This window comes from Faecalibacterium sp. 3, from assembly GCF_048323735.1.
In the GTDB taxonomy this organism is placed as follows: domain Bacteria; phylum Bacillota; class Clostridia; order Oscillospirales; family Ruminococcaceae; genus Faecalibacterium; species Faecalibacterium wellingii.
Map to the genome: position 1 here is coordinate 1,667,929 of NZ_JBLWFN010000001.1, position 23,235 is coordinate 1,691,163.

The window sequence follows — 23,235 nt, forward strand, 5'->3', positions numbered from 1 at the left end:
GGCTGCCGGCAGCGTTGTGCCGCGCAGGGCGGGCGTGTTACAGGGCACATTGGTAACGCACTGCTGCAAACAGCACTGTGCCCGGGATGGTTCACTTTCATTTTAGCATAAAGCGTGCCGTATGAAAAGGGATAAAACGCAAAATTTGTTAAAAATTTGTTGTATTCGTCCTCGTGTACAGAATCAACAATTTTAATCGCGTAAACTCAGCAAAGTGCTGCACGCACGCGCTCGCCGTCGTATTCGCCCAAGCGTACATGCACGATCTCGCCGCTGACATGGCCGGGGGCGGACACCACCACCGGGATGTACAGCCGGGTGTAGCCGGTGAACAGGGTGCCGGAGAGGGGAGTCTCCAGCAGCACATCGTCCTCGGTGCCCACATGGGCGGCCAGCACCTCGCGGCGCACCTCCTCGGCGATGCCGTTCATCACGCGGCTGCGCTCCTGCTTTTCCCGCTCGTGCACCTGCTCCGGGAAATCGTAGGCCGGGGTGCCGCTGCGGCGGGAGTAGGGGAACACATGCACCTTGAGAAAACCGATCTTTTTCAAAAATCTGCAGCTCTCTTCAAAGTCGGCCTGCGTCTCGCCGGGGAAGCCGCAGATGCAGTCGGTGGTAAAGCTGACCGGGCGCGCACCGTAGGCGGCACGGATCTGGTCCACCACCTGTGCGTACTGCTCAGCAGTGTACACACGGCGCATCCGGCGCAGGGTGGCGGTGCAGCCGCTCTGCAGGCTCAGGTGGAACTGAGGGCAGAGCTTTTCCACGGCGGCAAGGCGGGTGATGAACTCCGGCGTGAGCATATCCGGGTCCAGACTGCCCAGACGGATGCGCTGGATGCCCTCCACCTGAGCGCAGTGCTCCACCAGCTCCACGAGGTTGGTGCCGGTGTCCAGACCGTAGCTGGGCAGGGAGATGGCGCTGAGCACCACCTCGCGGTAGCCGGAAGCGGCCAGCTGGCGCAGCTCGGCAAGGATGCTGGCTTCGCTGCGGCTGCGCACCGGGCCGCGGGCCCGGGGGATGACGCAGTAGGCGCACTGGCGGTTGCAGCCGTCCTCTACCTTGATAAAGGCGCGGGTGTGGGTCTCGAACCGCTCCACAGGCAGTTCCTCAAATTTTTCGCCGCGCTGGTGGGGCTGGATGGCAACGATGCGCTCGTGGCCGTCCAGCAGCTTTTGCACATTGTCCAGAATGGCTTTGCGGTCGCCATTGCCGCACACAAGGTCGGCCTCGGTGAACTGGGCGGCTTCCTCCGGGAAGGCCTGCGGATAGCAGCCGGTGAGCACCGTGACCGCACCGGGGTTCTCGCGCTTTTTGCGGCGCAGCCACTTGCGGCTTTTCTGGTCGCCGAAGTTGGTCACGGTGCAGCTGTTCACGATGAACACATCGGCCGGTTCACCTTCCTGCGCAATGGTGAAGCCGTTGGCGCGGAACAGCTGTTCCAGTGCGCCGGTCTCGTTCAGGTTGACCTTGCAGCCAAGGGTATAAAAACAAACTCGCATGAGAGGGTATCCTTTCGACTAAAAACGGGGTGATGCTTGCAATACTCTTTATTATATATCACAGCGGCCATGCAGTGCAAGAGCGGATGTGTGCAGGCAGGGCAAAACAAAAAGAGACGGGCAAATGCCCGTCTCTCGTGGGATGGCGTGGGAAAATCAGCCGTTGGTAGAGGTGGTGGTCTTCTTCAGCACGGCCTTGATGACGTAGACTTCCTTACCGTTCTCTTTGACGATCTCGCCCTTGTCGTTCAGCTTATGAACGATAGTAGCGGTGTCGACTTCAACACCCTTGGCGGCTTCAACATTCATCGCAGCGGCACCACGCAGCTGGGTGTTGACAGCGCTCACGCATTTATTGGGATCACTGTACAGATCGGAGTGACCCGGGACAGCCTTGGTGGAGTTGTTTTCGTTCAGCTTTTTGATGGTGTCCTCAGTGATGCCGGAGCCTGGCTTAGCAGAATAGACAACACCGGTGGAGAAGAGATTGTTGACGTTGCAGCCGGTGAACATGGAAGCACCTGCAACAGCAACGGCGGACAGACCTGCGACCTTCAGGAAAGAACGACGAGACAGAATCATGGTAGTATCCTCCTAATAATTTAAGATGATTTCACAAATTGAAGCAATACAGCCCGGAGTGGGCTATTCCACCTTTAGTGTAGCGTTTCTGGTAAAAATAGTCAAGCGTTTTTGCGAAAGACGACCGAAGTTAAGCACAAACAAAAAGAGACAGGCCGCAAAGCCTGGCTCTCGGATGCAAATGTGTGGGGAGGCGAAAGTCAAGCCTTTTTGGGAAAAATGCAAAAGAAACGCATGGAAATACAAAGCGTGATCGTATGCACTGTGCCCGGAAAAGAAAACAGAACACACCTTACCTGTCAGAAAGGCAGCTGTTCCCTTGACAAAAGAATAAAAAATCACTATACTACAAATAGAAAAGGCGCTGTCCGCAATGGTCAGCTCCTTGCCCGTTCAGTCAAAAAGATTGACCGCTTGAGCTTGGACACTTGAGGCGGTCAATCTTTTTTGTTATCATCGTGTTTCTTCTGGTAAAACTTGTCCACGACCTCAACGGTCAGACGGATCACGTCCACGATCAATCCCAGAAAACTGAAAATGACCATGAAGAGCGTGAGAGTCTCCATCAGATTCATCCGACATCCCTCCCTTCGCCTTCGAGGCTCCGGGAAGTTTCTCCAAAAAAGTTCCACTCCCGGAACTCTGTTTCATTCCATGTAAAAAGGAAGAATCAGCGATACGGGCAGGGAGCGTGACCACCTGCACTTGCAGACAGTGCCTTAACGCCACTGTTCGGTGGCATTTTTATTTTATCACGTTCTACGACAAAGTACAACCTGCTTTTCGACTTTGCACAGTTCTGAATCCGCCGCTGCCCGCATACTTTCTCACCAAGAGACATTGCGCAGGGAGGGACCGGAATGGAGCGAAAAAACTTGGCGCTTTTGTGCGCGGGGGTGGTGTGCTTCTGGCTGTTTGCGCTGGCCTTTGGCACGGCACAGGGCGGCGGCCTGCGTCGGCAGAGCCCGGCAGTGCAGACGGCGGTGCAGCCGCAGGGGCCGGTGCAGCTTACCGCAGAGCCGCCTGCACTGGAACTGCCCTGCCGCGCTGCCTGTCTCATCGACCAGCAGACCGGCACGGTGCTGTACGAAAAAAACGCCGACCAGCAGATGCCCATTGCGTCCATCACCAAGGTGATGACCCTGCTGCTTACCTTTGAAGCGGTGCACAACGGACAGCTGACCATGGATACGCCGGTGCCGGTGAGCGAGCACGCCTACCACATGGGTGGCAGTCAGATCTGGCTGGAGCCCGGCGAGCAGTTCACACTGGACGAGATGATCAAGGCGATCTGCGTGTCCTCTGCCAACGACGCCGCTGTGGCTGTGGCGGAGCTGGTGGGCGGCAGCGAGCAGGGCTTTGTGCAAAGCATGAACGCCCGCGCCGCAGAGCTGGGCATGACGAACACGGTCTTTCACAATGCCTGCGGGCTGGACGCCGAGGGCCACCTTTCCACGGCCCGGGATGTGGCGGTGATGAGCCGGTACATCCTGAACACCTGCCCGGAGGTGCTGCACTACACCGGCATCTGGACCGACACCCTGCGGGGCGGTGCCACCCAGCTGGTGAACACCAACAAGCTGCTGCGGCGGTATAACGGCATCACCGGCCTCAAGACCGGCACCACCAGCGGTGCGGGGGTGTGCATCAGCGCCAGCGCCACCCGGGACGGGCTGGAGCTGATCGCGGTGGTACTGGGCGCACCTTCCAGCTCCGACCGGTTCGACGCAGCCACCACCCTGCTGGACTACGGCTTTGCGGCCTACCGGGCCGTGCCGCTGCCGGCGGTGGAAGACCAGCCGCTGCTTATAAAGGTAAAAGGCAGTGCAGAGGAGAGCGTGCCGCTGGATTACTCTGCCCTGCCCGGGACCCTGCTGATGCCCAAGGAGGGCAGCACTGCCCTGACCGCCCGGGCCGATCTGCCGGATGCGCTGGACGCACCGGTGCAGCAGGGGCAGGCGGTGGGCACGGTGCGTGTCCTGAGCGGGGAAACGCTGCTGGGCGAATACGAGATCCGCGCGGCGGCGGATGCGCCAAAAATGGATTTTGGCACGGCTTTCGGCCTTCTGTGGGGCGCGCTGACCGGCCGGGAGGACTGAATGCACGCTTCAGCGTACAAAAGTGTGCGGCAGCAGGCTGCATGGAACTGTCTGGGTGAACAATTCTGGATGAAGAAACAAAAAAACACTATTAAAATTGTATGAAATCCAAGGATTTTGACCTTGACTTTGCCCGGAGGGAACGGTACACTTATACCAAGATATTTCCTCGCAGGGCTGAGAACCTGCAAATCGTTTGGAGGTTATAATAAAATGAGTGTCACGTTGAACACCAAGCACCTCTCCAGTTTTATCAGTGAAGAGGAATATGAAGCCATCTACCCGCAGGTAGAGGCCGCGCATAACCAGCTGGAAGCAAAGACCGGCCCGGGCAATGATTTCCTTGGCTGGATGTACCTGCCCCGCGATTATGATAAGGAAGAGTTTGCCCGCATCAAGGAAGCAGCTGCCAAGATCCGCGAGGATTCCGATGTGCTGGTGGTTGCCGGCATCGGCGGCAGCTATCTGGGTGCCCGCGCTGTGATCGAGGCTGTCAAGGGCCAGTTCCACAATGAACTGGAGAACGGCCCCAAGATCTACTTCTGCGGCAACAGCATCAGCCCCACCTACCTGAACAACATCATCAGTCTGTGCAAGGGCAAGCGCTTCTCCATCAATGTCATCTCCAAGTCCGGCACCACCACCGAGACCTCTCTGGCATTCCGCGTGCTGCGTGAGCTGCTGGAAAAGGAAATGGGCGTGGAAGAAGCCAACAAGCGCATCTACGCCACCACCGACCGTGCCAAGGGCACTCTGAAGCAGCTGGCCGATGCACAGGGCTGGCCCACCTTCGTGGTCCCCGATGACGTGGGCGGCCGTTACTCCGTGTTGAGCGCTGTGGGCCTGCTGCCCATTGCCGCTGCCGGCATCAGCATCGACGACCTGATGAAGGGCGCTGCCGACTCCATGGAGCGCTTCTCCGTGCTGGGCAAGGACAACGATGCCTACAAGTATGCTGCTGTCCGCAACATCCTGTACCGCAAGGGCAAGAGCGTGGAGATCCTGGAGTGCTACGAGCCGGACTTCGCCCTGATGAACGAGTGGTACAAGCAGCTGTTCGGCGAGAGCGAGGGCAAGGACAACAAGGGCCTGTTCCCCGCAAGCTGCATCTTCTCCACCGACCTGCACTCCATGGGCCAGTTCATTCAGGAAGGCTCCCGCACCATGTTTGAGACCATCGTGGATGTGAAGAAGCCGGCACAGGACCTGTTCATCGACCCGCTGGAAGGCAACTTTGACGGCCTGAACTTCCTGGCAAACCAGAACATGAGCGTTGTCAACCGCAAGGCCATGGAAGGCACCATTCTGGCACACACCGACGGCGGCGTGCCCGAGGTGCTGATCGAGGTGGACGACCTGACTGCCTACAATGTGGGCTACCTGATCTACTTCTTCTGGCGTGCATGTGCATGCAGCGGCTACCTGCTCAGCGTCAACCCCTTCAACCAGCCGGGTGTTGAAAGCTACAAGAAGAACATGTTTGCACTGCTGGGCAAGCCGGGCTACGAGGGCCTGACTGCCGAGCTGGAAGCAAAGCTGAAGTAAATGACAATGATCTCCCGCCGCAAGGCGTGGAAAATACAGGAGGACTGAACTATGATTAAACTGATTGTTGGTACCAAGGGCTCCGGCAAGACCAAGGCTATGATCGACCAGATCAATGATGCGGTCAAGACCTCCAAGGGCAACGTGGTCGTCGTTGAAAAGGGCATGAAGCTCACCTACGACATCTCTTCTTCTGCACGTCTGATCGATCTGGACGAGTACAAGATCTCCGGCGGCGAAATGCTGTACGGCTTCATTGCTGGCCTGATGGCAAGCAACTACGATATCACCGACCTGTACATCGACGGCATCCTGAAGGTGCTGGATCACGATCTGAACCGTCTGGGCGTCGTGCTGGACGAGATCGCTGCCATTGCAGGCGACAGCGTCAAGGTGACTGTGACGGTCAGCGCTGACGAGGCTGCTCTGCCCCACAACGTGAAGAAATACCAGTGATCTGTTGAATTTCGGAATCTGAACTCTATGCAACAGGCAGAAGACCGAAGAAAAAATAAATTTTTTCGGTTTTCTGCCTGTTTTGGTGTTGACAAAGGGGTGCTTTGGCGCTATACTAACAAAGCAGCCTTTTAGAGGTGTACTATGCAATTTGACCTGAGAAAGTTTATCGCCACCGGCAGACAACCCTATCATGCAGAGTTTCAGTGTGATTTATCTGCTCATGATTATGCCGGGGCAAGGATCCCTGAGCCTGTCACTGCCGTGTTCGACGCAGAGACGGATGGCGAAGAGATCCGGATGACGCTGCGGGCAAACGCATCGGTGCACGGAGAGTGCGCCCGCTGCCTCGACCCGGTCGTTCGGGAAGAGACGGTCGATACGGAGTGGACAGTCAAGGAACGGGATCTGGATGATCCGGATTTCGATCTTCCGCTGGACGAAAAAGGCCATCTGGATGTGGATGAATGGCTCAGCCAGGAATTTATGTTTCAGATCCCCACGGTGCTGCTTTGCAGTGCCGACTGCGCCGGGCTTTGCCCCGTGTGCGGCAAAAAGAAGGCGGAATGCACCTGTCAGCTGACAGAGCAGGCCGAAGCTCCCGTAGACACAAGGCTCGCAATCCTTAAATCACTGCTGAACTGATAAACCCATCAAGGAGGTGCAAAAATATGGCAGTACCTAAGAGACATCTTTCCAAGGCCCGCCGCGACAAGCGTCGCAGCAATGTTTGGAAGCTGGAGGCCCCCGCACTGGTCAAGTGCAGCAACTGTGGCTCTCTGAAGCTCCCCCACCAGGCATGTGGCAACTGCGGTTACTACAAGGGCGAGGAAGTCATCAAGAAGGCCTAATTTGCGCGTAATTGGTGGCATAATGGTGTTATGTACAGAAGGGGAGGGCGCATGCCTTCCCCTTCTTGTTCTGTAAAAAGAACGAACGCTCGGCCGTTTGTGCGGAAAAGAGACCTTTTATAAAGGAAAAGGAGGTGGATGCGGTGGCAATGAAGATCGCACGGGTGGACCCCGGCAGCGAAGCGGAAGCGCTGGGCCTTGCTGCAGGCGATGAACTTCTGAGCGTGGATGAGAACGAGCTGAACGACAGTCTGGACTACGATTTCTACACCGACAGCAAAAGCTTCCACCTGAAAGCAAGGGTGGCAGACGGCATCCGCGAGTGGGATGTGCAGCGCACGGAGCGCGGCCCCTTTGGCTGCGATTTCCAGACCTATCTGGGCGACCAGAAGCACTCCTGCTCCAACCACTGCATGTTCTGCTTCATCGACCAGCTGCCTCCCGGAATGCGCGAGAGCCTTTATTTCAAGGACGACGACGAGCGGCTTTCCTTTTTGTTCGGCAACTATATCACCATGACGAACATGCAGGACCACGAGATCGACCGCATCATCAAGATGCACATCTCGCCCATCAACATTTCGGTGCACACCACGAACCCGCAGCTCCGTGTGCGGATGCTGGCCAACAAGCGCGGCGGCGAGGTGCTCAAGTACCTGCCCCGTCTGGTGGAGGGCGGCATCGCCGTTAACTGTCAGCTGGTGCTCTGCCGCGGCATCAACGACGGCGACGAGCTGCGCCGTACCCTGAGCGACCTGTTGGAGCTGACCCCCATGGTGCAGAGCATCGCTGCGGTGCCCTGCGGCGTGACGGACTACCGCGAGAAGCTGTTCCGGCAGACGCCCTACGACGCAGCCACCAGTGCCGAGGTCATCGACATCATGGAAGAATTCGGCGATGAGTGCAAGCGCCGCCACGGCAAGCGCATCATCTATCCCAGCGATGAATGGTATCTCAAGGCAGGCAGGCCCATCCCGCCGGAGGAGTTCTACGAGGACTTTGACCAGCTGGAAAACGGCGTGGGAATGATGCGCCTGTACGCTTCGGAATTTCTGGCGGAACTGGAAAAGCCCCACCGCATCTACGGCACCAAAAAGATGGACGTGGTCACGGGCGAAATGGCGTCGCCGCTCATCCACCAGATGATGGCCGAGCTGCACCGACAGTACCCCATGGTGGAGGTGACGGTGCACACCATCAAGAACAAATTCTTCGGCGGCAATGTGGGGGTGGCCGGTCTTGTGACGGCGACCGATATCATTGCCCAGTGCGAGGGCAGGCTGACCAGCGGTACGCTGGGCGTACCCGCCGTGATGCTGCGGGAGGAAAAAGACACCTTTCTGGACGACATCACCACCGACCAGCTGGCCCAGCGCCTTGGCGTGAAGGTGGAGGTGCTGCCTACAGCCGGCGGCGAGGAAGCCCGTGCCCTGCTGCGCAGCGGCCTGCACATTGCAAGGAGAAGAAGAACATAAAAGAAAACCCTCTCCGTCATCGCTGTGCGATGCCACCTCTCCCGAAGGGCGAGGTTTTATGCATCTTTCGGCAGGAGTGATAAAAGCTCCCCCTTTCAGGGGAGCTGGCGCGGCGTAAGCCGTGCCTGAGAGGGTTGTAAGAAAGGAGGAACCCCTATGAGCAAACCGATCGTAGCGGTGGTGGGCCGCCCCAACGTGGGCAAGTCCACCCTGTTCAATAAATTGTGCGGCCAGCGCCTTGCCATCGTGGAGGACACGCCGGGCATTACCCGCGACCGCATTTTTGCCAACTGCGAGTGGAACGGCCACGAATTTCTGCTGGTGGATACCGGCGGCATCGAGCCCAAGGCCACCGAGGGCATTCTGGCCCACATGCGGGAGCAGGCCGAGATCGCCATTGACACCGCAGACTGCATCATTATGGTAGTGGATGTGCGCGACGGCCTGACCGCAGCCGACGAGGATGTGGCCCACATGCTGCGCCGCAGCCACAAGCCCATCATTCTGGCCGTGAACAAGTGCGATAAGGTGGGCGAGGCCCCCATGGAGATGTACGAGTTCTACAACCTCGGCTTTGATGAGGTAATGCCCATTTCGTCCGTGCACGGCCACGGCACCGGCGACCTGCTGGATGCCGTGTGTGCCCACCTCGATTTCAGTGAGACCGTGGTGGAAGAGGACCGCATCCCGGTGGCCATCATCGGCCGTCCCAACGTGGGCAAGTCCAGCCTGACCAACCGCATTCTGGGCGAGAACCGCATGATCGTGGCAAACGAGGCGGGCACCACCCGGGACGCGATCGATACCCCGGTGGATAACGCTTACGGCAAGTTCATCTTTACCGATACTGCCGGTCTGCGCAAGCGCAGCAATATCACCGATGGACTGGAGCGCTATATGGTGGTGCGCGCACTGGCTGCCGTGGAGCGCAGCCGCGTGGCGCTGATCCTGGTGGATGCCACCGTCGGTTTTACCGAGCAGGACAGCAAGGTGGCCGGTTACGCCCACGATCAGGGCAAGGCATGCATCATCGTTGTGAACAAGTGGGATGCCGTGGAAGGCAAGGAGACCAATACCATGGAGCTGCAGCGCCGCGGCTATGCCGAGTGCTTCAGCTTTATGGGCTATGCACCCATCATCTTCATTTCCGCTCAGACCGGCTACAACGTGAACAAGCTCATGCAGCTCATCCGGGATGTGGACAGCCAGAACGGTGCCCGCGTGCCCACCGGTGTGCTGAACGAGATGCTGGCCCGTGCAACTGCCCGGATGCAGCCGCCCAGCGACAAGGGCCGCCGCCTGAAGATCTTCTACCTGACGCAGGCATCCACCCGCCCGCCGACGTTCGTGGCTTTTGTGAACTCGAAACAGCTGTTCCACTTCAGCTATCAGCGGTATATCATCAACCAGATCCGCGAGAACTTTGGTCTGGAGCACACTCCCATCCGTCTGGTCGTGCGCGAGCGCGGCTCCGGCGAAGTGGGCGCAAAGGACGTGTAAGCGCCCGCAAAGGAGGCATCTGTCTTAATGATGAAAACGATCCTGATTGCCGCAGCCACCATCCTGCAGGCGTACCTGCTGGGCAGTGTGGATACCGGTATCCTCGTCAGCAAGTTCGTATATCATGACGACGTGCGCAATCATGGCAGCGGTGCGGCCGGCATGACCAACATGCTGCGCACCTTTGGCAAGAAGGCTGCCGCCATGACCGCGACAGGCGATGTGCTCAAGGGCGTGCTGGCCGTATGCATCGGCCGGTGGCTGTTCCAGCTTCTGTCTGCCGACGCCGGTGTGTCGCCGTATCTGGGCGTCTATCTGGCCGCTATCTTTGCAGTGCTGGGCCATCTGTACCCGCTGTACTTTGGCTTCAAAGGCGGCAAGGGCGTACTGGTGGCAGCGGGTGCCATTCTGGCCATCCAGCCGGTGCTGCTGCCTTTTCTGGCCATCATCTTTCTGGTGTGCCTGATCCCCACCGGTATGGTGTCGCTGGGCAGCGTGACCATGGCAGCACTCTACCCGGTGCTGACGATCATTTACGGCTCCCTGCAGGGCTATGCCGCCGGTGATATGCTGGTGTGCGCCATTGGCTCCGGTTTTATGTCCGGTATGGTGATCTATATGCACCGCGCCAATATCCAGCGCATCCGCGAGGGTAAAGAGTACCGCTTCGGAAAGCACAATAAAAAATAAAGCATCATAAAATGCCCCGCAGCCTGCTGGTTTTCCGGCAGTGCTGCGGGGCATTTTTGCTTATGTTATTTCGGCTCCGGGTCGGCCTGCTCAAAATCGTACTCGTCAAAAGTCTCTTCTTCGACGGGAATGGCCTCGGAGACCTCCGTTCTGACGCGCTCCTTCAGGCGGGAGAAAACCTCATCGGCGGGAATGCCGCTCTGGCGGGGCGAAAGATCCGGTGCCGGGTGGCCGTCCGGCAGGTGGGCACCGAAAGCCGGGACAAAGAAGAACTTGCGTACAATGAAGATCAGTGCGATGGCTCCCACACTGAGCAGGTTTTCTACTGCCGAGTCATGGCCCACCACCAGATGGCGGGCAATGGCGTAGAGCAGCACTTCCAGACTGCTGCCGGGGCTGTGCTTGGCCAGCATCTTGATGAACTCGATGCCGATCACGATGTCAAGGCTCCGCTCCAGAAAAATGCGGATCTCCACTTCGTTGCCGTCAAACAGCAGGCCGGGCATCCACTTGATGAGAGGCACAGCGCTGAGCAGCAGACCGATGAGCACAAGGCCGGAGAGCAAAATTTCCAGCAGACTGGACGCCTGAATGATGCGGTTGCGCAGCTGGGTGCGCCAGCGGCTTTCCACATGGGAGGAGGGATTGTCCATATTGAGCCTTCCTTTGCAAAAAAAGTTTCAACATTTATGTGTAATATTGTAACAGAAATGCAGAAGGCTGTCAATTGCTGGAAGATCAGACGACACTGTTCGCTGCAGTGGTGGGTGCCACCGCTACATAACCGGATTTTTTGATGCAGTCCTGCCCGGCGGCGGTATCCAGCCAATCGTAGAGCTGACGTTCCGGGCTGTCGGCGGCAGCGTCCGCATGGAGAACGGCATAGAACTCGTTGCACAGCGGGTAGCTTTCGCTGGCGATGGTGTCGTTGGAAGGGGTGACACCGTCCACGGCCAGCAGACGCAGGCCGGGCTGGGAGTACATCTGGTCGATGTAGTAGTAGACCGAGAAGCCGATGGCGTTGGCGCTGTTGTTGTAGGCGGCGATGCTGTCCACCAGCTCACCCATGGCAGCGGGAGCCAGCTCGGTGGGCGGGTCCATCAGTTCGCCGCCCTGAATGAGCAGCTTGCGGAACAGAGTCTGGCTGCCGGAGTCCTCGCCTCGCTGGAAGGGCACGATGGCAAGGTCGTCACCGCCCACATCCTTCCAGTTGGTGATCTTACCGGCGTAGATGTCTTTCAGCTGCTGCCGGGTCAGGCTCTGGACCGGATTGTTCTCATTCACAATGAACACCAGTGCGTCCCGGCCAATGGGCTTTTGTTCCAGCTGGGCACCGGCCTCCTGCAGCTCTTCTTTCACGTAGTCCGGTGCTTCGTACACCACCAGCATCCGGGCGGTGTAATCCTCATCCGGATACAGGCCGAAGTTTTCCCACGCATAGGCCGTGGTGCTGACCGAAATGCCGCTCTGGGCTACTTCCAGATCGATGCCGGTGGTGTCGGCCATCATCTGTGCCATCAGTGGGATGCAGGCCGTGCTGCCGTCCAGCTTGGGAAACTCTTCCGGCGAGAACAGCCCGATGGGTTCAAGCTCGCTCACGGAAGAAGCGGGGGCTTCCGGCGAGGTGGAAGCGCTGCTGGCGGGGGTGTCAGCCCCCTTGCAGGCGGTCAGGATGCCTGCGGCAGAGCAGGCGGCAAGGCCCAGCAGAAAGCTTCGGCGGGAAATTTTAGCATTTTTCATAAGGCGTTCCTCCTATTGGGTCAGTAGCCCATTTCGTCGTCGGCATTGATGGAAGAGAAAATGCTGCGGCAGTAAAGCCATTTGCCGTCGGTATCCATCCAGCCGTAGTAAAAGCCGCGTTTTGCAACGAACACGTGTTCTGGCAGCTGGTTCAGGCTGTTGTCGTAGTAGCTGTAGCAGCTGCCAAGGCCATAGAACACAATGTTGCCGTTTTCATCCAGCACGTCACACATTGAGCCGTTGCTGCTGGGCGCATTGGCGTTGCCACAGTACAGCGGCCTGCCCTCCGGTGTGGTGATGAGATAGTTCAGGGCATAATACTTGTCCTGCAGATGGGTCAGGTCGGAGACAAGGCCCTCGGGGCCGTACACGCGGGTGGCGGTGGTCTCAAAGTTATCGTTATCCCGCAGCTCCAGCCAGACGTAGCCGTCACCCTTGTTATCCATCATCACGCTTTGCTGGCCCTCCACTGGCTCCACGGTGGTATCAGTGATCAAATCGCCGGTTTCGGTGTTGAACACCTTCAACCGTCCGTCCTCATAGTAAAGGGCAATGGTGTCGCTCATGACGCTGGAAGCGTACAGCGGTGTCACCTCACCGGTAACAAGGTCGTGCAGATCATAGCCGAAGTCGCCGCTCGTGCGCCATGTGACCACATAGCCCGGGAAATAGCTGCTGGGCTGGTCGTCGAAGGTGCCAATGAGGGTGCGGTCCACGGTGGCGAGATCCCGCAGCTCGTAGCGGCCATCGCTGGTCTCGAAGCAGGCGGTGCCGCTGCCGCATACCTGTCGGAAGCCGGTGAAGCTTTCGCCGGTGGCGGGGTTATAGAGCGTTTCGTCCGTTGGTTCGCCGCTGGCATGGCAGGTGTCCAGCTCTACCCAGTCGTTCAGAACGTCCGGCGCATAGGAAAGGCTCAGGGCAGTAGTGGCATCTGCGCCGTAAGTCTGTGTACCGTCCTTCGTCTGTATAATGACCCAGCTGTGCAGGGCGGGTTCATCGTCCCATGCGTCCTCGGCAAGGTCTGCCGGGCGGGCGTAGCAGTTGAACACCAGATAGTCCCCGCAGACGATGCAGCTGTAAGCGCCTTCCGGCACGGGCAGACGTTCGCCGGTGGAAAGGTCAATCACCTGACAGGTGCCGTAATCGTCGTAGCCGTTTTCGTAGCTGCCGTTCACGGCGTGGACTTCCTGCAGCACCAGCAGACTGTTCTGCATGGAGGCGTTCTGCTCCCCCTCAAAGGTCATGACTTCATTGCCGTCTTTGTCAAACAGGCCGCTGCGCCGTCCGCAATAAGCGTCCGGGTCGGCCCAGGTGCGGAACCAGTAGTCTGTTTCACCGGTCACGGTATCCTGCAAAAGGCTCACATTTTCGCTGCGGAGGGACTGGTACAGGACTTTTCCGCCGCAGAGCACCGTGCAGCTGTTGCCGGAACTGTCGTAGCCGTAAAGCATCCGCAGCCGGCCGTCATCCAGGCGGGAACTGTCGTAAAGCAGATTTCCATTTTTGTCGGTGGGTACAGAGGATGCCGCCGCCGCAGGCTTGCCGGAAGCGGGCGGCAGCACGCTGCAGCTGCAGCCGAGGGCAAGGCACAGCGCCATGCAGGCGGCAGCGCAGCCGATGCGGGAAACGGTACACTTCATAAAGATCACTCCTTTGAAAGGCCTGAAACAGTACACAGAGAAGAAAGCAGGGACTTCCTTGATTTCCCAGTTCAATTATAATACGAAACAGCCGTGCTTTCCATTGCAGGAAAACACGGCTGCTGGTTACAGTTTTATGACAGCGGTTCAGGAAGCCGATCTGGCTTTTTCGGCGTCGTCCATCCGGCTCAGCTGGTTCAGGAACGCCAGCAGAAAGGGCAGGGAGACGATAAAGGTGAACACATCCGCAATGGGCTGGCAGGTCTCCACGCCCACGAGCCCCAGTGTGCGGGGCAGGATAAGGATGAGCGGGATAAAGAACACGCCCTGACGGCAGCAGGCCAGAAAGGTGGCGCGTCCGGCCTTGCCTACGCTCTGGAAAGTCATGTTTGCCACTACGATCACCGGCTGCAGCAGAATGGCCAGACACTGGAAGCGGAAGGCAGGCAGGGCCACGGCGGTCACATCCGGGTCGTCGCGGAACAGGCGGATGAGGGCATCGCTGTCCACCCAGCACAGGGCGACCAGAACCACCAGCATACAGAAGGCGGCACCCATGGTGAAGATGGCCGCCTGCCGCACCCGGCGGAACTTGCGTGCACCATAGTTGAATGCGGCTACCGGCTGCAGGCCCTGTCCTACGCCGATGACGACCGAAATGATGAACATGAAGATGCGGGAAACGATGCTCATACCGGCCACGGCGGCATCGCCATAGCTGCGGGCGGCGATGTTCAGCAGCATGCCGCCAATGCTGTTCAGACCCTGACGGCCAAAGCTGGGAGCACCGCCGATCAGGATCATGCCAAACTCCCGTGCTTCGTGGGTGACGGAATGGAGGCGGAACTGGCTGACCGTTTTGCCCCGCAGGAACATGGACAGCAGGATGAAAAAGCTGATCGTCTGGCTGAGAGCCGTGGCGATGCCTGCACCGGCGGTGCCAAGGCCCAGCGCGAACATGAAAACGGGGTCCAGCAGGATGTTCAGCACGCCGCCGGTCACAAGGCCGATCATGGCAAAATTGGCCTTGCCCTCGTAGCGCAGGATGTTGTTCATCACGAGGCTGGAGATCATCAGCGGGGCCGCGATGAGGATGGGCCGCGCATAGGCGCAGGCGTGGGGCAGGATGGTCTCGGTGCTGCCCAGCAGCAGCATGAAGCCGGGCAGCGTGGCAAGGCCGATGAGGGCCAGCACCACACCGACGGCCAGCGCCGTGAAAAAGCTGGTGGAAGCGAACCGGGTGGCTGCTTTGGTGTTCCTGCTGCCCAGACTGCGGCTGATGATGGTGCCGGAGCCGTGGCCCAGCGTAAAGCCCAGAGCCTGAATAATGGCCATCAGGCTGGAAACGACGCCTACCGCGCCGGAAGCGCTGGTGGAGATCTGGCCCACAAAAAAGGTGTCGGCCAGATTGTAGATGCTGGTGATCAGCATGCTTAAGATCGTGGGAGCGGCAAGCCCCAGGATCAGCTTGGGGATGGGGGTCTCGGTCATTTTTTTGTATTGCTGGATATTGAGCTCGTTCGATGCCATGGAAGGGCCTCCCTCTGTATAAGGTGAAAAAAAACGCCCCTGCAGCAGAGCGGCGGATAGCTTTGGCGGATGCGCAAGGGATGCTGGCACATAGTATAGCGCATGTACGACAAAAAGTCGAGAGGTGCGGCACCGCAAAAGGAGCCGCATAGAGACGGTCGAGCAGGAGAAAAACAGGCGGAAAGAGTGTCTCTTTTTGTCTGTTTTGCTAAAGGATGGTCGATTTGCTTGTGGAAAATCACGATATGTGGTATCATTTACCATAAGGAGAACAAAAAAGCCTGCATTTTATGCGGGCTGCGCGTAAACAAAAGGCGGCTGCAGGCAGGACCCGGCTGCTGCAATTCCAATAGGAGGGAAAAATCATGAAAACTGTTGCACAGACTGTGATCGGAGCGGATCACTTCTATACCATTGCCGCACACACCGGCAATGTCATTCAGGCTGTGGAAGGCGTCAAGGGAGCCGGCACCGTCCGCCTGGGCAAGTACGAGCACAAGCCCGAGCAGGAGTGGAGCTTCATCCGTGTGGGAGACGGCGTTTACCGCATCCGCAACCGTGCTTCCGGCAAGCTGCTGGACCTGACCATGACCGGTACTGCCAACGGCACATGGCTGCATCTGTGGGAGGATGTGGGCGGCACCTCCCAGATGTGGACGGTCCAGCCCACCCCGGAAGGAAAGGTGCGCCTGCGCTCTTCCTGGGCAGGCGGCAAGTGCGTGGATACGGTCGGCATGGGCGCTGATGTGGGCACGGTGCTGCAGATCTGGCAGGAGGTGCCCGGTGCAGACGATCAGCTGTGGACCATTGCCGAGGTAAAGGAACGCGCAAAGCGTGCCGTCAAGAAGGCTGAAGAGCCCGCTGCGGAAGCTGCAGCAGCTCCGGCAGAGGAAAAGGCACCGGCCAAGAAGCCTGCAGCCCGCAAGCCCCGGACCACCAAAAAGGCGGCTGCCGCCAAGGCAGAGGAGCCTAAGACCGCCGAAGCAGAAGAAACGGTGAAGGCAGACGCTGCACCCGCAGAAAAGCCTGCCCGCAGGACCGCAGCCAAAAAGACTGCTGCCAAGGCAGCGGAAAAGGCTGGGCCTGCAAAGGCAGAGACCGCTGCAGAGGAAAAGCCTGCTGCGGAGAAGCCCAAGCGCAAGTGCGCACCCCGCAAGAAAAAAGAGACCGTCTGATCGCGGACGGCAAAAACTATAAAAGCAGCGCCCGCCGGGAGGTTCAAGCCCGGCGGGCGCTGTTGCTTTTATTCCGGAAGTGGTTCTGAAAAGGTTCCGGGTTATGTGTACTGATCTATGGTCAGCCTGCCTTTTGCATGCTGTCGGCAGTGCTCTGCACAAACTGCAGCACGCTCTGGATGGTATCACGGATCTGCACCAGAGTCTGAATGTCCTCATCCTTCATGCGGGAGGTGGGCGCGGTGAGCACCACAGTCTGGGCACTTACGGTGCCGGTGAGCTGGATGCGGACCTGATGCTCCGGGATGGTCAGCAGGATGTGTACAGGAAGGGAATCCTCAAAGAATTTGCTCTTTTCAAAGCCGATGACCAGCACCGGGGCAGAAGCACTGGTGTCGCCGGTGTCCAGTTGATAGTAAAGGTAGCCGTCCAGCGCACCTTCCGGCTGCACGCGCTGCGGCTTTTTCTGCGGCAATTCAAATTCGGTCATGTCCTGCAGGCTGGTGGCCTCGGTGCCAACGCCCAGAAGGCTGGCCAGCTGGGCCTGCGAGACATAATTGCCAAGGGTCCAGTCCGGCATCAGAAAGCTTGCCAGCGGGTAGCTGCCGGTGATGGAGGAGCGGATGTTCTTGTACAGCTGCCCCACATCGTATAACGTCTCGCTGCCGCTGACGTACACGCGGGTGAGTGGGTCGGCGGGAATGACCGCGCCCGGGGCCGTGATGCTCAGCTGCAGAGCGTCCGGCGCGTACAGGCCGCTGACTGTGCCCTTTGTGGAGCCGGTTTTTTGCAGGATGGTGTACAGGGCGGGGGAATCGGCGGTGGATGTCGCCTCGTAATCAAAGGTGAATGCCGCGCCGGCCTGCAGGGCCTTCACGCGGCGGGCCACCAGACTGTAGCCGACCATAACGGCGATCACTGCGATCAGGGCAAGGCACAGGATCAGGATCAGCACCACGCGGCCGACACCGCGCTTTTTTTTGCGGGAAGATGCCATAAGAAATCCTCCTTTGGTGAGAAGATATTTTATTCAGCATAGCGGAACGGCAGGCAAAAGTCAAGCGAAGCCGGATAAAACAAAAAGTCCGGAACCCAAAGGTTCCGGACTTCTGGCGGAAAGATGGGGATTCGAACCCCAGAACGCTTTTGACACGTTACACGATTTCCAGTCGTGCGCCTTAGACCAACTCAGCCATCTTTCCATATTCAGTTGTGCGTCACAGCGCTCTACTATAATACCTGAAAGGTGCGCATTTGTCAAGCACTTTTTTTAAAATGAAAAATGAGAAGATAAAACAAAAAATCCGGGACCCAAAGGTTCCGGATTTCTGGCGGAAAGATGGGGATTCGAACCCCAGAACGCTTTTGACACGTTACACGATTTCCAGTCGTGCGCCTTAGACCAACTCAGCCATCTTTCCATATTCGGTTGTGCGCCGCAGCGCCACACTATAATACCTGAAAGAACCGCTTTTGTCAAGGATTTTTTGAAAAAAATGTTTTTTTCAAAACGACATCTCTGTGCAGGCAAAAAACGGCAAAAAATTCAGGGATGCGGCAAAAGCCCTTGACGAAGCGGTTGAACCGGACTATGATGAAGCAGGAGAGTACTGCGGCGGGAAATCTTTGCGGCCGCAGAGTGGAATAAAAAAGGAGGATGCTTTCTTATGACTTATCCTGAAGTGCTGGCCAATGCCCGTGAGTGCATTGGCAAATACTGCAAGGCCTGCCCGGTGTGCAACGGCGTGGCCTGCAAAAACCAGATCCCGGGCCCCGGTGCCAAGGGCGTGGGCGATACCGCCATCCGCAATTATAATAAATGGGCCGAGATCCGTGTGAACATGGACACCCTGTGTGAGGGCGGCACGCCGGACACCCACGTGGAGCTGTTTGGCAAAGGCTTCAAGTACCCCTTCTTTGCAGGCCCGGTGGGTGCGGTGAACCTGCACTACTCCGAAGCCTACACCGATATGACCTATAACGATGTTCTGGTGCGCGCCTGTGCAGAAAATGGCATCGCGGCCTTTACCGGTGACGGCACCAACCCCACCGTGATGGAAATGGCCACCAAGGCCATCGGCGCGGCAGGCGGCTGCGGTGTGCCCACCATCAAGCCCTGGAACATCGACACCATCAAGGAAAAGATGGCGCAGGCCAAGGCCAGCGGCTGCTTTGCCGTGGCCATGGATGTGGACGCCGCCGGTCTGCCCTTCCTGAAGAACATGACTCCTCCGGCAGGCAGCAAGAGCGTGGAAGAGCTTGCCGAGATCGTCAAGCTGGCCGAGCGGCCCTTTATCGTCAAGGGCGTTATGACGGTCAAAGGCGCACAAAAGGCAAAGGAAGCCGGTGCTGCTGCCATCGTGGTATCCAACCACGGCGGCCGTGTGCTGGACCAGTGCCCTGCCACGGCCGAGGTGCTGCCCGAGATCGCAGCAGCCCTCAAGGGCACCGGCGTGAAGGTGCTGGTGGACGGCGGCATCCGCACCGGTGTGGATGTGTTCAAGGCACTGGCGCTGGGCGCAGACGGCGTGCTGATCTGCCGGCCGTTCGTCACGGCTGTGTATGGCGGCGGCGAAGAGGGCGTGAAGTGCTACATCGACAAGCTGGCCGGTGAGCTGGCTGACACCATGCAGATGTGCGGTGCACATTCTCTGGCGGAGATCACACCGGATATGGTGCGGGTTTGAGTAGAACCATTTAAAATGCTCTTTGCTCTGAGCATATCAGCGGAAAAATTTTTGTACTTGTAAATCGGCAAAGCCTGCGGGCTTTGCCGATTTACTTTTTCACGGGAAGGGTCGGAACGGAAAGCGGCATCTGCTTTATGAAATTGAGCTTCCCGTTACGACCCCATCCTGTGCAGCTGTGTTCCGGGGTAGTAATGAGCTAAAATATCCGCATAGTCCGCGCCCTGTTCTGCCATGGCCTTTGCACCCCACTGGCTCAGGCCCACGCCGTGGCCGTAACCCCGGGTGGTAAAGCTGAAGTTTCCGCTCTGGTACTGCACGGTAAAGCAGGTGCTGCGCAGACCCAGTGCCTGACGCAGGGCTGTGCCGGAAACGGTCTGTCCGCAGACGGTGAGCGATTTTGTGTAACCGGAGGAGGTCTGTTCGACCGGGCCGAACCAGCTTTCCGGTGCGGCGAGATCGGCCGTGATGCCAAGGCCGGAAAAAGCCTGCTGCACCTGCACGGCAGAAAATACAGCAGTATACTGATAATTATCGGCGGAAAGGTCGGTGCCGCTGTCCACCGGGATCAGATAGGGCAGGGCGGTGCCCCACACATTTTCGCTGGCCTCCGTCCGGCCGTTGGAAATGGCAAAGTAGCTGGTGCAGGCGGGGGCGTTATCGTAAAAAAGAAGATCGTTCAGGACCTCGTCCACAAGGGCCGAGAGCCGGGCATAGTTCTGCTCGTAGGCGGTGCCCCAGTAACTGCGCAGCACCGGTTCGGTCAGACAGCCCTGACGCCGGGCAGGATCAACGGTGAGCCATGCACCGCTTTGCAGGGCGGCATGATCCCGGCAGTAGAGCGCGTAGGTGTGGGCGGCAACAGCCTGTGCCTTGAGTGCTTCGTCCGGCCAGCTGACCGGCATTTCGGCGGCGACAGCCCCCAGAACGTATTCCCGGCGGGAGAGCTGCACTACCTTTCCGGCGGACTGATCCTCCACCGGAAAGGTCTCGGCGTCTGCGGAAGAAGGGTCTTTTGGCTGCGATGTGGGTAGCTCAGGCACAGAAGATGCTGCGGGCAGAGGTGTTGTATGGCCCAGCACAGCCCGCGTGACCCGGTAGGCGGCCAGAGGCAGAGCACTGCCCAGAACCAGCAGGACTGCAAAAATCAGCAGAAATAACTTTTTCATAGTCCAAGCCCCTCCGACAGCGGTGTTTTTTAAATCAGAATACCGGATACACCCTGAAAAAAGATGCGAAACAGGGAGAACGTCTTTTGCAGTGCAAGCCAAAAAAGGTGATGAGCGGGCAGTTTATGTGCCAGATGATGCACTTGATGCTTGAATTTACTCTTCAAAAGCGATATCATAGAATTATACCCATCACAGAGGATGGGCGGGAAAGTATAAGAAATAGGATGAAAGGAGAATCCCCCTTATGAATTTTGCACATTCAGAAGTGGCTGCACTGGACCAGAACACGATGCGGACGTTGTGTGAGGAATATGTGGCCAATAACTACATCGACCCGGAGACGAGTGAGCGGCTGGGCGTCAAGCGCGGCCTGCGCAACCCGGACGGCACCGGCGTTCTGGCTGGCCTGACCAATGTCTGCGACGTTGTGGGCTATAAGAAGGATCAGGAAGGCCATGTGATCCCCACTCCCGGCAAGCTGATCTACCGCGGTGTCAACATCAACGAGATCGTGGACGAGGCCTACCGCAACGACCGCTTTGTGTTTGAAGAGGTGATCTGGCTGCTGCTGTTCGGCAGCCTGCCCAACCAGGAGCAGCTGGACGAATTCTGTGAGATCCTGGCAGAGCACCGCGCCCTGCCGGAAGGCTTCATGGACACCATGAACGCCCCCTCGCCCAATATCATGAATAAGCTGCAGCGCTGCGTGCTGGGCCTTTACTCTTATGATGAGCACGCCGAGGATCTGAGCCTGGAGAATATCCTGAACCAGAGCATCAATTTGATCGCCAGCATGCCCACCATGATGGTGAACGCATACCAGATGAAGCGCCGCTACTACGATAAGCAGAGCATGTTCTTCCATCTGCCCAAGCCCGGCCAGAGCACGGCGGAGCACATCCTGAGCACCTACCGTCCGGATCAGAAGTTCACCCACGAGGAAGCAAAGCTGCTGGATATGTGCCTGCTGGTGCACGCCGACCACGGCGGCGGCAACTGTTCCACCTTTACCACCCGTGTGCTGTCCTCCTCCGGCACGGATACCTACTCTGCGATCGCGGCGGCCATCGGCGCACTGAAGGGCCCCAAGCACGGCGGTGCCAACCTGATGGTGAACCGTCAGCTGAAGGATATCCTCAAGCATGTGGAAAACCCCGAGGACGACGATGAAGTTCGCGAGTATCTGCGCCGCATCCTGCGCAAGCAGGCGGGCGATGGCTCCGGCCTGATCTACGGCATGGGCCACGCGGTGTATACCATCAGCGACCCCCGTGAGGTGGTCCTGAAGCAGCGTGCCCGCCATCTGGCTTACGAGAAGGGCTTTGAGGAAGAGTACAACATGCTGTGCAGCATCGAGCGGCTGGCCCCCGGCATCTTTGCCGAGGAAAAGGGCAGCACCAAGCCGGTGTGCGCCAACGTGGACCTGTTCAGCGGCCTGATCTACAACATGCTGGGCATTTCCGAGGATATCTACACCCCGCTGTTTGCCATTGCCCGTGTGCCCGGCTGGTGTGCACACCGCGTGGAAGAGGTGGTATTCGCCAACCGCATCATTCGCCCCGCTTACAAGTATCTGGGCGTGCGCCAGAAATATAAGCCGATCGAGGAACGCTGATGAATCCTTCTGTTTTGTTCGTTTTTATCCTGAGTGCTCTGCTGGGCGTGCTGCGCGCGGCAGATCTGGCCTTTGGCACCGACGCCGTTACCGGCCTGTGTCTGGTGGGCTCGGTGTGGTGGCGCTATCTGGCGCTGGGCATTGTGGTGCTGGCTGCAGTGCTCGTGGGCCGTACACAGCCTTCCCGCTCGGAGGCAGTGCGCAGCCGCAGGCCACTGGCCGGTGTGCTGGCGTTTGCCGGTGCAGTATGTTTTCTGGCCGCAGCGGGTGCACAGATCGCGCTGGGTGCAGCTTCCGGTCTGGGCGGCTTTGTGCGGTGTATTCTGGAATGCGTGTGCTCTGTGTGGCTCAGCACGATGGGCCGCTGCTGGCTGAGCCCTGATGCGTGGAAGAAGCCCTTTGGCGGGCTGTACCTTGCCGTTGCAGGAAGCCTGCTGTTCTATTGGAACGTACTGATGCGCTTTATGGAGAACAGCTCCAGCTGGCACCGGGTGCAGCCGACAGCTGCAGTGTGGCAGATGCTGGCAGTGCTGGTGTTTCTGGCGGCGCTGGCTCGGGCACTGCATATCCCGCAGCCGGACAATGGCAAAACACTGTGCGCAGCCGGGCTTGCCGCCTTTGCGCTGGGTCTGTGCTGGCAGCTGCCCCAGTGCTTTGCGCTGCTGGCAGGCAATGGCATGGGCCTTGCTGTGATGCCTGACTTTTTTGCAGGGCTGGGCCTTTGCTGTGTGGGCAGCATTGGAGGAGTGTGCGCTGCAGCCTGCCTGAACAGACAGAGCTGACAAAAGTGCTGGCATGCTGTTGGCGCAATTGCCTAAAACCGGCGAGTGAAAGGAAGCAAAATCGTACAAAAGCAAAAAATGATGGAAATGTCTTGTTAATTTTTTGGCAGACACTTGAAACTTTCTGCGTTTTGGTCTAAAATAAAGATACCGTGATTTATCCGATTATGGGTAAAATAATTAGGAGGTACTAT

At 58.3% G+C, this 23,235-nt stretch carries 21 protein-coding genes and 2 tRNA genes; 12 read left to right on the forward strand and 11 right to left on the reverse strand.

Annotated elements, in window-relative coordinates; translation table 11 throughout:
* Window positions 1-206: 206 nt before the first annotated feature.
* The 3 genes from mtaB to ACNSPV_RS07895 all read right to left on the reverse strand — a co-directional run bounded on the left by mtaB (window position 207) and on the right by ACNSPV_RS07895 (window position 2,659).
* On the reverse strand, window positions 207-1,502 hold the full coding sequence (gene mtaB / locus ACNSPV_RS07885) for a tRNA (N(6)-L-threonylcarbamoyladenosine(37)-C(2))-methylthiotransferase MtaB (protein ID WP_348583790.1): 1,296 nt from the start codon (window positions 1,500-1,502) through the stop codon (window positions 207-209).
* Window positions 1,503-1,658: 156 nt separating this feature from the next.
* Window positions 1,659-2,084, reverse strand: coding sequence for a twin-arginine translocation signal domain-containing protein (locus ACNSPV_RS07890; RefSeq protein ID WP_348583788.1), 426 nt, complete (start codon window positions 2,082-2,084; stop codon window positions 1,659-1,661).
* Window positions 2,085-2,521: 437 nt separating this feature from the next.
* Window positions 2,522-2,659: a hypothetical protein gene (locus ACNSPV_RS07895; protein ID WP_339395579.1), complete on the reverse strand. Its 138-nt coding sequence runs from the start codon at window positions 2,657-2,659 to the stop codon at window positions 2,522-2,524.
* Between the two features lie 285 nt (window positions 2,660-2,944).
* Between ACNSPV_RS07895 and ACNSPV_RS07900 the strand changes: the two genes are divergently transcribed.
* From ACNSPV_RS07900 to plsY, 8 genes are all read left to right on the forward strand, one after another.
* Window positions 2,945-4,183: a D-alanyl-D-alanine carboxypeptidase family protein gene (locus tag ACNSPV_RS07900; protein ID WP_348583787.1), complete on the forward strand. Its 1,239-nt coding sequence runs from the start codon at window positions 2,945-2,947 to the stop codon at window positions 4,181-4,183.
* A gap of 213 nt (window positions 4,184-4,396) precedes the next feature.
* Complete coding sequence (locus tag ACNSPV_RS07905) at window positions 4,397-5,728, forward strand: glucose-6-phosphate isomerase (protein ID WP_348583786.1); 1,332 nt, start codon at window positions 4,397-4,399, stop codon at window positions 5,726-5,728.
* Window positions 5,729-5,779: 51 nt separating this feature from the next.
* The gene (locus tag ACNSPV_RS07910; RefSeq protein ID WP_249238374.1) at window positions 5,780-6,184 is read left to right on the forward strand and encodes an ATP-binding protein; all 405 of its coding nucleotides are present in this window, start codon (window positions 5,780-5,782) and stop codon (window positions 6,182-6,184) included.
* Window positions 6,185-6,328: 144 nt separating this feature from the next.
* Window positions 6,329-6,829 (forward strand): YceD family protein, encoded by a 501-nt coding sequence (locus ACNSPV_RS07915; RefSeq protein WP_348583785.1) that lies wholly within the window; start codon window positions 6,329-6,331, stop codon window positions 6,827-6,829.
* Window positions 6,830-6,855: 26 nt separating this feature from the next.
* Window positions 6,856-7,035: a 50S ribosomal protein L32 gene (gene rpmF, locus ACNSPV_RS07920; RefSeq protein ID WP_005920250.1), complete on the forward strand. Its 180-nt coding sequence runs from the start codon at window positions 6,856-6,858 to the stop codon at window positions 7,033-7,035.
* 149 nt (window positions 7,036-7,184) lie between these two features.
* Entirely contained in the window at window positions 7,185-8,510 is a 1,326-nt protein-coding gene (locus ACNSPV_RS07925) for a DUF512 domain-containing protein (protein WP_418268300.1), read from the forward strand.
* Between the two features lie 156 nt (window positions 8,511-8,666).
* The gene (der, locus tag ACNSPV_RS07930) at window positions 8,667-10,010 is read left to right on the forward strand and encodes a ribosome biogenesis GTPase Der (protein ID WP_249238377.1); all 1,344 of its coding nucleotides are present in this window, start codon (window positions 8,667-8,669) and stop codon (window positions 10,008-10,010) included.
* A 27-nt stretch (window positions 10,011-10,037) separates the two neighbouring features.
* Complete coding sequence (gene plsY / locus ACNSPV_RS07935; RefSeq protein WP_348583781.1) at window positions 10,038-10,700, forward strand: glycerol-3-phosphate 1-O-acyltransferase PlsY; 663 nt, start codon at window positions 10,038-10,040, stop codon at window positions 10,698-10,700.
* A gap of 65 nt (window positions 10,701-10,765) precedes the next feature.
* Here plsY and ACNSPV_RS07940 read toward each other — a convergent pair whose 3' ends face one another.
* From ACNSPV_RS07940 to ACNSPV_RS07955, 4 genes are all read right to left on the reverse strand, one after another.
* Entirely contained in the window at window positions 10,766-11,353 is a 588-nt protein-coding gene (locus tag ACNSPV_RS07940) for a transporter (protein WP_348583780.1), read from the reverse strand.
* Window positions 11,354-11,438: 85 nt separating this feature from the next.
* Window positions 11,439-12,440, reverse strand: a complete 1,002-nt coding sequence (locus tag ACNSPV_RS07945; protein WP_348583779.1) for a substrate-binding domain-containing protein — start codon at window positions 12,438-12,440, stop codon at window positions 11,439-11,441.
* Between the two features lie 20 nt (window positions 12,441-12,460).
* Complete coding sequence (locus ACNSPV_RS07950; RefSeq protein ID WP_348583778.1) at window positions 12,461-14,080, reverse strand: DUF5046 domain-containing protein; 1,620 nt, start codon at window positions 14,078-14,080, stop codon at window positions 12,461-12,463.
* Window positions 14,081-14,227: 147 nt separating this feature from the next.
* Window positions 14,228-15,610 (reverse strand): MATE family efflux transporter, encoded by a 1,383-nt coding sequence (locus ACNSPV_RS07955; RefSeq protein ID WP_348583777.1) that lies wholly within the window; start codon window positions 15,608-15,610, stop codon window positions 14,228-14,230.
* Window positions 15,611-15,975: 365 nt separating this feature from the next.
* Between ACNSPV_RS07955 and ACNSPV_RS07960 the strand changes: the two genes are divergently transcribed.
* Complete coding sequence (locus ACNSPV_RS07960; protein WP_348583776.1) at window positions 15,976-16,785, forward strand: RICIN domain-containing protein; 810 nt, start codon at window positions 15,976-15,978, stop codon at window positions 16,783-16,785.
* Between the two features lie 121 nt (window positions 16,786-16,906).
* Here the strand turns inward: ACNSPV_RS07960 and ACNSPV_RS07965 are convergent, their stop codons facing one another.
* The 3 genes from ACNSPV_RS07965 to ACNSPV_RS07975 all read right to left on the reverse strand — a co-directional run bounded on the left by ACNSPV_RS07965 (window position 16,907) and on the right by ACNSPV_RS07975 (window position 18,206).
* On the reverse strand, window positions 16,907-17,782 hold the full coding sequence (locus tag ACNSPV_RS07965) for a hypothetical protein (protein ID WP_348583774.1): 876 nt from the start codon (window positions 17,780-17,782) through the stop codon (window positions 16,907-16,909).
* 113 nt (window positions 17,783-17,895) lie between these two features.
* Window positions 17,896-17,987: transfer RNA gene (locus ACNSPV_RS07970), tRNA-Ser, on the reverse strand.
* Between the two features lie 127 nt (window positions 17,988-18,114).
* Window positions 18,115-18,206: transfer RNA gene (locus ACNSPV_RS07975), tRNA-Ser, on the reverse strand.
* A gap of 246 nt (window positions 18,207-18,452) precedes the next feature.
* On the opposite strand from ACNSPV_RS07975, the gene ACNSPV_RS07980 reads away from it, so the two are divergent.
* On the forward strand, window positions 18,453-19,472 hold the full coding sequence (locus ACNSPV_RS07980; RefSeq protein WP_348583773.1) for an alpha-hydroxy-acid oxidizing protein: 1,020 nt from the start codon (window positions 18,453-18,455) through the stop codon (window positions 19,470-19,472).
* Between the two features lie 155 nt (window positions 19,473-19,627).
* Here the strand turns inward: ACNSPV_RS07980 and spoIID are convergent, their stop codons facing one another.
* Entirely contained in the window at window positions 19,628-20,641 is a 1,014-nt protein-coding gene (gene spoIID / locus ACNSPV_RS07985; protein WP_348583772.1) for a stage II sporulation protein D, read from the reverse strand.
* Window positions 20,642-20,888: 247 nt separating this feature from the next.
* On the opposite strand from spoIID, the gene ACNSPV_RS07990 reads away from it, so the two are divergent.
* A complete protein-coding gene (locus ACNSPV_RS07990; protein ID WP_348583771.1) occupies window positions 20,889-22,259 on the forward strand; it encodes a citrate synthase in 1,371 nt (456 codons plus the stop codon).
* Window positions 22,259-23,041 (forward strand): hypothetical protein, encoded by a 783-nt coding sequence (locus tag ACNSPV_RS07995; RefSeq protein ID WP_348583769.1) that lies wholly within the window; start codon window positions 22,259-22,261, stop codon window positions 23,039-23,041. The genes ACNSPV_RS07990 and ACNSPV_RS07995 overlap by 1 nt, the downstream gene beginning before the upstream one ends.
* Window positions 23,042-23,235: the final 194 nt, after the last annotated feature.